Annotated in this window: 6 protein-coding genes; 4 read left to right on the forward strand and 2 right to left on the reverse strand. The window is 40.9% G+C overall.

The window, feature by feature from the left end; all coding sequences use genetic code 11:
* The first annotated feature begins 224 nt into the window (after positions 1 to 224).
* The gene (locus OWEHO_RS14490; protein ID WP_014203240.1) at positions 225 to 6,311 is read left to right on the forward strand and encodes a PKD domain-containing protein; all 6,087 of its coding nucleotides are present in this window, start codon (positions 225 to 227) and stop codon (positions 6,309 to 6,311) included.
* Positions 6,312 to 6,373: 62 nt separating this feature from the next.
* Here OWEHO_RS14490 and OWEHO_RS14495 read toward each other — a convergent pair whose 3' ends face one another.
* On the reverse strand, positions 6,374 to 9,808 hold the full coding sequence (locus tag OWEHO_RS14495) for a pyruvate carboxylase (protein WP_014203241.1): 3,435 nt from the start codon (positions 9,806 to 9,808) through the stop codon (positions 6,374 to 6,376).
* 47 nt (positions 9,809 to 9,855) lie between these two features.
* Complete coding sequence (locus OWEHO_RS14500) at positions 9,856 to 10,422, reverse strand: hypothetical protein (RefSeq protein ID WP_143764619.1); 567 nt, start codon at positions 10,420 to 10,422, stop codon at positions 9,856 to 9,858.
* A gap of 292 nt (positions 10,423 to 10,714) precedes the next feature.
* On the opposite strand from OWEHO_RS14500, the gene OWEHO_RS14505 reads away from it, so the two are divergent.
* The 3 genes from OWEHO_RS14505 (at position 10,715) to OWEHO_RS14515 (ending at position 13,080) form a co-directional block, all read left to right on the forward strand.
* Entirely contained in the window at positions 10,715 to 12,118 is a 1,404-nt protein-coding gene (locus OWEHO_RS14505; protein WP_014203243.1) for an MBL fold metallo-hydrolase, read from the forward strand.
* Positions 12,119 to 12,184: 66 nt separating this feature from the next.
* Positions 12,185 to 12,703 (forward strand): cysteine dioxygenase, encoded by a 519-nt coding sequence (locus tag OWEHO_RS14510; RefSeq protein WP_014203244.1) that lies wholly within the window; start codon positions 12,185 to 12,187, stop codon positions 12,701 to 12,703.
* A gap of 74 nt (positions 12,704 to 12,777) precedes the next feature.
* Positions 12,778 to 13,080, forward strand: coding sequence for a rhodanese-like domain-containing protein (locus OWEHO_RS14515; RefSeq protein ID WP_014203245.1), 303 nt, complete (start codon positions 12,778 to 12,780; stop codon positions 13,078 to 13,080).
* Positions 13,081 to 13,189: the final 109 nt, after the last annotated feature.

Raw genomic sequence — 13,189 nt, forward strand, 5'->3', positions numbered from 1 at the left:
GTTTAAAACGCTGACTATGGCTTGTTTTTGTAGCGGCAACGGAGTTTTTCAAAAAAATTATGCTTTGGTCAATTTTCTCTTGAATTGATGAGGTTAAATTCAAAAGGAATGTTACTTTCTTTTACTTCTGTAGCTACATTCCTACAAGATAGCTAAATTTGCGGCCCCTATTATTCGCGGGCTTCACACACCCGGAACCCTATTTATTAATTAAAACCCTATAAATGAAGAATTTACTTCTATCATTTGGGCTGTTTGCTTCATGGATAAGCATACAAGCTCAGTGCGGCTCGTTGTCGCCTATTACCCTTCCTTTTACTGAAGGTTTTGAAAGTTATTCTGGTCAAGTTACCCAGGATTCAGTTCTCAATTGTTCACCTACCTACAGATGGGACTTCAATCGTGGTGGAAACTACGGTAGTGTAAGCTTTGATGTGGATGCATTGATGGGCAATCACGCTGCGGCTTTAGCCGGTACTTCATACACCAATGATACGAGCCAGGTTAAGCTAACGGTAAACTTGACATCTTATACTGGTAGTACCAATGATGTGATCCTATCATTCTTTTACCGAGATAACCAGGATGAAACTCATGCCCCGGACAAAGTGTGGGTGAGAGGTTCTAGTACAGATTCCTGGATCGAGATATTGGACTGGAATACTACTGCCAATGGCGAGTCGTGGACTTTAGGTTCTTTTAACCTAAGCAACATACTTACTACCAATATGCAAAGCTTTAGTGCTACCACACAAGTTTTGTGGAGTCAGTATGATGGATCTACTTATGCAAACAATGATGGTTTTGCTATTGATGAGGTGATGATAGCCGAAGAAGGCTGCAATGCACCAACGGGCTTAACTACAACTACTGTTTCACCAGGGCAGGTTACTCTGGATTGGACAAGTACTGGCACTAATTGGGAAATAGCGTACGATACCACTGGAATGCCTATGGGTACTCACGCTATTACCTCAACCAAACCTTATACTATTACTGGTTTGGCTACTGCGGTTAATTTTAGCTTTTATGTTCGTGAGATTTGCTCGTCAAATTCAAATAGCCAGTGGTCAGGGCCGTACTCTGTGCTTATACCTTGCCCTAGCCAAACAGCACCATTTTTTGACAATTTTGATAGCAATCCTGTGAATGTTACTCCTGATTGCTGGAGTTCTTATTCTAATGAAACTAATCCTTATGCACAGGTGAAAACTTTGGGAAGCCCTTATAGTGGTTCTCAACAATTGGCATTGTATAGCAGCAGCGGTGGAAACACTGATACGCTTTATGCTATTACTCCGCATTTTTCTGATTTGAGCTCCGCTTCTGGCAAGGAGGTATCGATGAGGGTAAAAGTGAGTAATACAGATAGCAAGCTGATTATCGGAACCACATCAGATGCTTCGGGTAAAGCACCTTTTAATGCTATTGATACCATAGGTTTTACAGCATCTAACACATACACGCAAGTTTTTATCACCCTTAATGCAGCTAATGGATATAACGGCACTGATGAGTATGTGGTGCTAAAGCATGATATGGGAGGTACTTATGACTATGTATACGTTGACGATTTTGATTATCATGATATGCCTACTTGTCCCAAGCCTGTAGATGTGGTGACTTCCAATATTACAAGCTCAGCAGCGGACATTTCATTTGATGATAGAGGAGGTTCTCCTTATGAATATATTTTTGGTGCACCCGGATTTGCACAGGCTTCGGGAACGGTTCAGTCTACCTCTAGTAACCCTTTCACTGTTTCAGGTTTAAATCCAATGACCACTTATGAAGTGTTGGTTAGAAACAGATGTTCAACCAATGACACTTCTGTGTGGAGTGACCCAATTGAATTTACTACAGAGTGCGTTCCTTTTGCTGCTCCTTATTTTACTGATTTTGAATCAGACAATCTTGATGAAGTAGCGGCTTGCTGGGATTATTATGAATCCTATAGTAGTTCAAGTGTAGAGGTAGAAGATTACCGTACTCATAATAGTGGTTCTCAAAGTTTGCAACTTTACAATAGCTACACTACATCCGATACGCTATTGGCTATTACGCCAGAACTTGCAGGACTAACTAACTCAGATAAACAAATAAGGTTTTATTCTCAAACCTCTGATATGGCCTCATATCTTGTTGTTGGAACTATGCCATCACCAGGGGCTTCTACTCAGTTTACGGCTTTAGATACTATTATGTACAGTGCGCCAAATACGTATCAAGAATACATTGTGACGCTGGATGCTGCTAGTGGATATAATGGTACTGATAGCTATGTAGCCTTTATGCATGGTATGGGTACTACCGCTGATTATATTCATATTGATGACTTCAACTATGAAAATATTCCGGCATGTGTGCCTACACAGGCAGCTGATATTACCGTAGAGTACAGCAATTATGATAGTGTTTTTGTAAGCTGGATTCCAGGTGAAGGTGTTAAGTTTAATATGGAAGTGGGACTTGCAGGGTTTACACCTGGAGCCGGAGCTTACAACGTTACCGTTGGCGATACTTTTGCTGGAATTGGAGGTTTGTCTGCGAGTACTTTGTATGAAATTTACATTAAAGATTCTTGCAACAGTGGATGGTCTCCGGTAGTTGGGCCTATTTCTTTTAATACGGTTTGCTCACCAGTAGTTGCACCTTTTGTTGAAGGATTTCAAAGCGGAAGTATACCAACTTGTTGGGATGTAAATACATCTACCTTGAGTACAAATGTTTTGGCATTTTGGAAGTTTAGTGGTTCACCAGTAGGAGGAGCCGCTAATAATGGCAAGTCTGCAGGTGAGTTTGCTTGGGTTGATGGAAGTAATCCTTATCAGGTAGATACTTTGAAAGATGTGACATTAGTGACACCTTTTATTGATATATCATCTCTCAATGTGCCGCAATTGTACTTTGAATTATTTTCAAACAACACAACCGAACCTGGGGATAATGTGAAGTTTTACATAAACCTTTGGGATGGTGCTCAGTGGAATGATTCGGTATTTATGTACTCAGGTGATAATGCAACATGGCAAGATTTTACTATGTTGTTCAATAGTTACAATATTACGGGTCCTATTCAATTGGAGTTTGTTGTAGATAAAACCACCGCACCAAATTCTTCTCAAAACGACTTTTTGCTTGACTCTGTCGTAGTTCAGGAAGCAGCCCCTTGCCCACGTCCAGACCACTTTGTAGTGACTGGTGTTACACCCGGATCTGCTACTTTTGATTTGAATGCAGTGAATGGCGTAGACTATACTTTAGAGTGGGGACCAAGAGGCTTCTCTCAAGGTTCGGGTACCGGAAACTTAGTGAGCGGTATTACTACCTTACCATATACCCTTTCGAGTTTAAATCCAAACACACCTTATGATGCTTATATAAGTGTAAACTGTGGCCCTGATGGCAGCAGCGTATGGGTGGGGCCTGTAGGATTTACCACCGATTGTAATGGTCCATTAGTAGGTGGAACTTATACCATTGGAAATGGTCCTACTGATGATTTCCCAAGTTTTGATACTGTAGCATCAGTTCTTAATGCATGCGGAATTTCTGGTCCTGTGGTATTCAATGTTCAGCCGGGTAAATACGCTGATGCTTTACAGTTGTACAGTGTTGCAGGTGTGAATTCGGTAAACACAATTACGTTTAACGGAAGTGGTAGTGACACTTTAGAATATAACGGAGTAGGTGCTCAGGCAACTATTGTGTTGGATGATGTAAGCCATGTTACCCTATCTGATTTGTATATCCGCAATATGAGCGGTACGGAATCATGGGGTGTACTTATTACCAATGAGTCAGATTCAGTTACCATTGACAATAGCATTATTGAAGTAAATGCCGTGCTGACCTCTAATGATATTAGTCCTGTATTGATATCCGGTAGCGAAAGGGATGATAATGTGGAAGGCGCAGGTGTAGATTACTTCACTCTAACAAACTCTACTTTAATCGGAGGTTACTCCGGTTTATCATTAGAAGGTAATGGTAATGCTAATCCTGCAAAAGGATATGTGATTGAAAATAACTTAATTAAAGATTACTATATCTACGGAGTATATGCTGATGATCTGATTGATGTGACTTTTAAAGGTAATAGGGTAGAGTCACAGAGGTCATCCAGTAGTGATGGATTCTATGTTACAGATATAGCAGATTTCACTTTTGAAGCGAACATGGTTAATGTGCCTGATTATGGTATTTACATAAATGATGGCAACGCAGGAGGTGTGGCCACTACGAATTCATCTATTGTAAATAATATGGTGATAAGTACGGGCGATAATGCTGTTCACCTATTTGCTGTGGAAAACGTTAATGTGTTCCATAATACCTTTTATGGTGAGGCTGGTTATTATATGGATAACCACATTTCTGTAGATATTAGAAATAACATTTTTGCCTCCCCAAGTGATTATGCTTTTAATGCAGCGGATTCGTTACTGCCAACAGATGTGTTGGATTACAATCTATATTATGTTGGAGGAGCGCATGCTTCTATTCGTATAGATGGCAATGATTATGCAGATTTGGCGGCAGCGCAAGCAGCTTATTCAGCTAAAAACCTCAACTCTGTAGAAGGTGATCCATTGTTTGTTTCGGCTACTGATTTGCATGTTACCGGAGTATTAGCCAATGCGGTTGGAGATAATAGTGTGGGTGTGACTATCGATATTGACAATGATGCCCGTCCATTTGCTGGTTCTACTACAGTAGATATGGGAGCTGATGAATTTGAGCCTGCGGGTGATGATGTAGGAGTTATTGCAATTGTAGATCCTCAGGCAAGAAACTGTGGTGATAGCAGTACCGTGGTTACTGTAGTGATTCAAAATTTTGGGGCAAACACCGCTTCTAATTTTGGTATTAATGTGGATGTTACTGGAGATGCTACGGCAAATCTTTCAACTACATATAGTGGAAGTTTAGCAAGTCTTGCCACCGACACAGTGAGCCTTAGCAGTTTCAACTCCATTTTGGGAGGTCAGTTTACAATTGAAGCCTACACCAGTCTTGTGGGTGATCAGATTAGTTTCAATGACACTGTTGTAGAAACGCTTGTGTTGAATCATGCAGGAGAGATTAGTATTTATGCAAGCGACTCAGCGGTTTGTGTACCGCAGGGAGTAACGCTATGGGCTGATACAAACTTTACTGGACTTCCACTTGTTTGGACTGACCTAAATGGCAACCCACTGGGTACAGGAGATACTTTGAGCCTTGCGCTTGTGGATAGTGCAACAAGTGTTGTTCTAAGTGTAGACACATCTGGGGCTGCTGGTTTTAGCACATTTGTGGTAGGTGCAAAAGATACTACCATAGGCGCGGCATCTTCATTTGGTAACTACACATCATGGGCACCGTTAATTTCCGCTTATCAAACAGTGGTTATTAAGGATATGAAAATTTATCCTCAGAACTCTGGTACCTTGATAGTAGATATTAAAGACGTTTCTTCTGGAAACATCGTGGGTACTGCTACTGTGCAGGTAACTCAAACCAGTGCCTACCAACCTGTAACTGTAGGTTTGAACTTAACTGTACCTCCTGGTGATTATGAGTTGAGAGCAAACCCTGCGTCAACCATTGGTCAAATGTTGAGAAATAGTGCTGGAGGAGTTTATCCTTATGGCGATCCGTCTATATTTGAATTGACTGGTCAAACATTTGGATCTTCAAATGCCAATTATGCAGATTACTATTACTACTTCTATAATATGACCATTTCGTCTACCGCTGGTTGTGAACGACCATCATCAACTTTTACAATTGCTTATGGAAATTCAACAAGCGCTGCATTTACCAGTTCAATAGCTTCACCTACTGCAAATGGAGTAGATGTAGATTTTGATGCAAGCACGAGTGCAACTGATGCTTCAGCAACCTATACTTGGTACTTTGGTGATGGAAATACCGGAACTGGTATTATGCCTCAGCATACTTACACTGCAAATGGAACATACAATGTGAAGTTAGTGGTAGATGGAACTTGTGGAAAGGATAGCCTTACTCAGCAAGTGGTAATTCAAGGTATTTCTATTGAAGAAAATATGTTGAGTCGCTCACTTGAAGTATATCCAAATCCGACTAAGGAAAAGATAAACTTGGTGTTTGATGCAGGAAGTGCTCAAAGTGCCGTGGTTTATGTTTCGGATATGACTGGAAAAGTATTGTTTGCGAAAGAATACAACAATATGAATGGTGAGTTTACTAGTGAGCTTAGCCTTGAAAACTTACCAAAGGGGACATACATTCTGAATGTAAATACAGACGGATTGTCTGCTCAAAGAAGAATTATTAAGATTTAGGGTTAATAGTTTGGGTAATAGAGGGGAAAGCCCCGGCTCGAAGGAGTCGGGGCTTTTCTGTTTTATTCAATAGTGATTACCAAGTCATCTTGCTTCACCATGCTTCCTGGTGAAAGCTCAATATGTGTGACTTTACCATCTTTGGGTGCCACTACAGTACTTTCCATTTTCATAGCTTCGATCACAAAGAGTGGTGTGTTTTTGCTTACTTCTTGTCCTTTCTTCACCAATATTTCAATCAGTTTCCCTTGAAGGGGAACACCTACTTCATTGTCAGTCGTAGCCTTTCTATTCGAAACAGTTTCCACTTTTAGCGACTCGTCTTTTACTTCCACATGGCGGTTTTGGCCGTTAAGCTTAAAGTATACTTGACGGTATCCATGCTCATCTGCAGCGGTTACGTTCAGGAATCTGATGATGATGGTTTTTCCAGGGGCCAACTCTACCAGTATTTCTTCATTCAGATTCATACCATAAAAGAAGGCCAGGGTAGGAATGCGCCATACTTCACCATTTTCCACATTAAAATCATGGTAGTCTTTATAAACTTTTGGATAAAGCTTGTAGCTCAAAAAGTCAAGGAAACTGGTTTGATCTCCAAACTTCTTTTGGAACTCTGCAAATTCTTTGTCAAAATCTACTGGTTCTAAATGCGCATTGGGGCGATCTGAAAACCCTGGCTCATCCTTCAAAATTGTTTTGCGCAAAGCTTCAGGAAATCCGCCATGCGGCTGACCCAATTCTCCTTTAAAGAAACTAATCACAGAGTCAGGGAAAGAAATGTCATTTCCTTTTTCCAGAATATCTTCTGGCGTGTAGCCATTGGTGGTCATAAACATGGCCATGTCGCCCACTACTTTGCTCGAAGGAGTAACTTTTACCAAATCACCCATCATCAGGTTAGCCTTTTGGTAATTGCTTTTTATGGTTTCAAATTTATCTTCAATACCCAGCCCACGTGCCTGTGGTCTAAGGTTAGAATATTGCCCTCCGGGAATTTCATGTTCGTAAACCTGAGCAGTCCCTGCCTTCAATTCTGACTCGAATGGATAATACCATTCACGAACGTCTTCCCAATAATTGGCAAACTCGTTAAGCTTTGGCAAATCAAGTCGGGTTTCTCGCTCATGGCCTTGCATCATTGCCACTGTAGAGTTGAAGTTGGGCTGTGAAGTAAGTCCACTCATAGAACTTAGCGCCACATCTATAATATCCACATCGGCTTCAATGGCCTTGAGGTAAGTCGCAGTTTGAATACCTGCCGTATCATGTGTGTGCAGGTGAATAGGAATGTCCACCGCTTTTCTCAATTCAGTAATTAAAGTTGTGGCGGCATAAGGTTTCAGCAATCCCGCCATATCTTTTATAGCCAAAATGTGAGCACCCATATCTTCAATCTGCCTGGCTAAATCCAAATAGTACTGAAGGCCATATTTGTTGTGTTTGTCACTGCTAATGTCTCCGGTATAGCAAAGGCAAACTTCGGCCAATCCGTTGGTTCGTTCACGTACCGCTTTGGTCGAAACCTTCAAAGACTCCGTCCAGTTTAGGGAATCAAAAATCCTAAAAATATCAACTCCGGTTTCCCATGATTTCTCAATAAACTTCTCTACCAAGTTGTCAGGATAGGCTTTATAGCCAACCGCATTGGAAGCTCTGAGCAACATTTGCGTAAGCACGTTGGGCATTGCTTCACGTAAAAGCTGAAGGCGCAGCCAAGGGTCTTCTTTAAGGAAGCGCATGCACACGTCAAAAGTGGCCCCGCCCCATATTTCCATACTGAAAATTTCGGGGTGACTTTTCGCGAAACTTTCGGCTACGGCTAACATGTCTTTGGTTCTAACTCGAGTTGCTAAAAGCGACTGATGCGCATCACGAAAAGTGGTATCTGTATATAAAATGGGTTTTTGCTCACGTACCCAAGTGGAGAATTTTTCCGGGCCTAATTCGTCTAAAAGGTTTTTGGTGCCCGGGGTATGCGCACTATGCTTATCATAATCCGGGATTTTTGGCATCCTAAACTGTTTGGAAGGATCGATGTATTTCACATCACTATTTCCATTCACAATTACTTCGGCCAAATAATTTAAGGTGCGTGTTCCACGGTCACGAGTACGCGTGAAATCCATCAACTCAGGGTGATTTGGAATAAAGCCAACCCGTTGTTCGCCACTTTTAAAGTGTGGGTGTCCAATCACATTTCTAAGAAACTGAATGTTGGTGTTTACACCACGAATTCTAAATTCTACCAAAGCACGCTCCAGTCGTTCAGAAGCACCTGCCAATGTTCGGCCCCAAGCCGAAACTTTAACCAACATGGAGTCAAAGAAGGGTGAGATTTTTACACCAGGGTAGGAGCTTCCTTCATCCAGACGGATGCCCATTCCCGCAGCGTTTCTATAGGCAATGATGGTTCCGTAGTCAGGTTTAAAATTGTCTTTAGGATTTTCAGTGGTAATGCGGCATTGAATAGCAAAACCATTAATTTGAACATCGTCCTGAGATTTGATGAAAATGCTTTTATCATCCAATCTTTTGCCATCCGCAATATGAATTTGTGAACGCACAATATCGACACCTGTAATCTCTTCAGTAATGGTGTGCTCCACCTGAATTCTTGGATTCACTTCAATGAAGAAGATGTTTTCTTGCTCGTCAACCAAAAACTCTACGGTTCCGGCATTTGAATATTTTACTTCCCTACCAATTTGTAAAGCGTAGTTGTAAAGTTTGTCTCGTGTGTCTTGAGAAAGTCCAGTGCTGGGAGCTACTTCCACTACTTTTTGAAACCTGCGCTGTACGGAGCAGTCACGTTCATATAGGTGTACCAGGTTTCCGAAATTATCACCTAAAAGTTGTACCTCGATATGCTTAGGGTTGTCCACGTACTTTTCCATGAAAACGGTTCCGTTTCCAAAGGCTTTCAAAGCTTCATTGCTAGCTTCTTTAAAGGACTGTTTTAATAAAGCTTCATCGCGAACCACACGCATTCCCCGGCCACCACCACCAGCAGCTGCCTTTAGCATTACAGGGAATCCTATTTTTTTAGCTGCAGCTAAAGCATCGTCTTCGGTTTTAAGGTCTTTTGAATCTTCAATCACCGGAACATTGGCCGCTCGAGCTACTACTTTAGCTTGAATTTTGTCGCCAAGTCTGGCCATGGCTTCTGGAGTAGGGCCGACAAATATTATCCCTTCTTCACGGCATCGTTTGGCAAAGTCCACATTTTCCGAAAGGAAACCGTAGCCCGGATGGATGGCATCTGCATTTTTCTTTTTGGCAAGAGTTATGATTTCCTCAATGTCCAAATAAGGTTTTAGCTGTTCATCATCTGGGCCAATTTGATAAGCCTCATCAGCTTTGTAGCGATGGAGAGAGTAGCGGTCTTCATAAGTATAGATTGCGATTGTGCGAATGTTGAGCTCAGAAGCTGCACGAAAAACGCGGATGGCAATTTCCCCACGGTTTGCCACCAGCAGTCTTTTAATGGTATTCATGTGAGTTGACTTTAAGTATGGTTCATAATTGTATTTGTGGCTTGGCTTTAAATTTCAAATAAATCTTCTGACTCAAGTATGTTGTAATCCATTTTCAATTTTACGTATTTGAGCCATTTAACATTTGAGTTTTCTAGTTTTAGTATCAAAACTTTGTTTTCGTTTTCATACAGTAAACAGTTTTGAGTGAATAAGTCGGGTTCACCCAATTGGTATATAATGGAAGCAGAGTCTATTCCAACAAAGGCCAATTCGGGCAAATCAAAATCATTGAAAGTTGCTATTACTTCAATCAGTTCTTCAGTAGGGTCTGTGTATTTGTATCGATATTTTCCAAGTTTTTTATAAACGGTAATTTCAAGACCATTTTCTCTGTGTACACTTTTGTCTTTTTCTCTCCCAATGTATCCTCTAATTCCTTTAGATCCCTCAAAAAGAAAGTATCGATAGTGCATACCTTCTTTATTGGGGCTGAAGAAATACTCTTGGATTGTACCTCCACCACTATTCGCTCCTCTTTTTTTCTCTTTGAATTTAAACAGATCAAAAGGTTCATTTAAAAAATCATTAATGGAATCACGATTTGTCAGAAGTGGAATATCTCCTTTGATCACTTTTATTCTAGGCTCGAAATATGCGGAGCTATCTACTACGGGTGTGATATTTCTAACAGAATTATCCACTGGGCTTTGGCAAGAAAGTAAATAGAAAGCTAAGAGAATTAAGAAGAAAAAGTTCCTCATGGAGTTAGTTAACAATGTTTTAATGACAACGCCTGAATATACAAATTAGTAGCACGCATTTTGTAGGGGAAATATTAATCATGCATAATTTTCGATGTGCTGCTGGGAGGAAACTCTAAAAAAGGCTGTGTACCTTTGCGCGCATTTCATTAAAATCTCTATAATGCAAATCAAACAACTATATACCGGCTGCCTAGCGGAAGCCGCTTATTATATTGAATCAAACGGGGAAGTAGCAATCATTGACCCTATTCGCGATACCGAGGCCTACATTCAAATGGCCAACGAAACCGGAGCTACTATTAAGTATATTTTCGAAACCCATTTTCATGCAGATTTTGTTTCTGGTCATGTAGACCTGGCGAAAACAACAGGAGCAACCATTGTTTATGGTTCTGAGGCTAAGCCAAGTTTTGACTTTCATGGAGCTCAGGATGGCGAGGTTTTTATTCTTGGAAATATCAAAATCAAAGCACTGCACACCCCTGGTCATACTTTAGAAAGCACTACCTATTTATTGTTAGATGAAGAAGGTAAGGAGCATGCTATTTTTACTGGTGACACTCTGTTTATTGGGGATGTGGGTAGACCAGACCTTGCTGTAAAGTCTGACCTTTCACAAACCGATTTGGCGGGTTTACTTTATGATTCATTGAGAAACAAAATAATGACTTTGCCTGATGAGGTGATTGTATACCCCGCTCACGGTGCAGGTTCTGCTTGCGGCAAAAATATGAGCAAGGAGCGTTTTGATACTTTGGGCAACCAAAAGAAATTCAACTACGCTTTACGCGAAAATATGAGTCGTGAGGAGTTTATTGTAGAATTGACTACTGGCCTGTCTGCACCTCCTCAATATTTCCCTAAAAATGTAGCGCTAAACCAACGTGGATATGATTCATTGGCGGAAGTAATAGAAAGGGGGACAAAGGCACTTTCAGTTGAAGACTTTTTAACCAAAATGCAAGAGCCGAACACGCTGGTTTTGGATACTCGTAAGCCGGGTGATTTTGCCGAGGCTCATATTCCAGGGGCATTGTTTATAGGTATTGATGGTGGTTTTGCTCCATGGGTGGGCACTGTGATTGAAGATATCAAAACCAATATCTTGATAGTTTGCGATAAAGGTAGACAAGAGGAAGTGGTGACACGCTTAGCTCGTGTAGGCTATGATTATGCTTGTGGATATTTGGACGGAGGAATGGAAGCTTGGCTTGATGCCAAAAATCAAACTTCTCGCGTAAGCGAAGTAGAGCCAGATGACCTTGCTACAAACTATGCTCACTGGGTAGACAAAACCGTAGATGTTCGTAAGCCTGGTGAGTACGCAGATAGTCACATATTAGATGTGCCAAGCAAACCACTTGACTTTATTCATGAAAATAAAAGTGAGTACAGTGCTGATAAAAAGTACTACTTGCACTGTGCTGGAGGTTACCGATCTATGATTGCCGCTTCTGTTTTGAAACAAAATGGAGTGGATGATGTGGTGAACGTGAAAGGTGGTTTTAGCGCTTTGAAAAATACAGGTTTGCCATTAGTAAATGGAGAGATGGCTGAGGTGTAACGCCTGATTTATGTCATAGTTTTTTCGGGTAGCTCTGTCTAATTTGCTTTCATAAATGATAATTCCATGGAAGCAATAAAAACAATAGAAAGACTGAAGTATAACCTTACTCTGGGACCTGGTTACGAAGGATACTCTGCCATGGTTGAAGCGATTAACCTTAGTACTGAGGAACTGGATAAAGTTTGCACGTGGCGGGATAAAGACTATACCCGAATACGAGTGTATGATACGGAAAGTGTAGAAGCCTTGATAACATGCTGGCCTCCGGAATCTCGATCTCCTATACATGATTACGAACTTCAGCAAGGTTGGATAAAAGTGTTGAGCGGCACTTTGGAGCTCGAGTATTTCAATATGAGTGATGGTAAAGCTACACTCTATGGTAATAGATCTATTTCAAAAGGTCAATATGTTTATCTAAATGATGGAATGGGTTTTCATAGATTTATAAACAGTAGTAGAGAAAACGCGGTAGCCTTGCATTTGTATTGTGATAAAATTTTGAAGTGGAACGAGTTCAATGAGGCGGACGGTTCTATTAATGAGGTGGAGGTAGGCTGTCACATAGAGCTAGATAAATAAATGTAGGCTACCTATGTTACCTTGTGTAAAGTGAAGCTTTTGCACCTTTGTGCAAATCAAAATGTAAAATCAAGATGGGACTATTCTCGATATTTTCAAATAAAGGAAACAAGCTAAAAGAGTTTGCTGATAAAGGTGCGATAGTAGTAGACGTTCGTACACCTGGCGAATTTAAAAGTGGCCATGGTAAAGGAGCTCGCAATATTCCTTTGCAAAACATTGGTGCTAAAACTGCTGAGCTGAAAAAACTAAACAAGCCAATTATTCTTTGCTGCGCCTCAGGGATGCGAAGCGCTCAGGCAACAGGCATATTAAAGAAAGCTGGAATTGACTGTATGAATGGTGGCAGTTGGGGAAAGGTAGATCGAAGTATTTAGACTGTTAAGATTTCCTAGTCCGAGTTTTCTCTGGGTGTGATAAAAAATAAAAAAGGCGATGCTCAACAAAAGCACCGCCTTTTTCTTATTTAAACAACCTAAGTTTTGA

Origin of the sequence: Owenweeksia hongkongensis DSM 17368 (assembly GCF_000236705.1) — a bacterium.
Taxonomy (GTDB): Bacteria; Bacteroidota; Bacteroidia; order Flavobacteriales; family Schleiferiaceae; genus Owenweeksia; species Owenweeksia hongkongensis.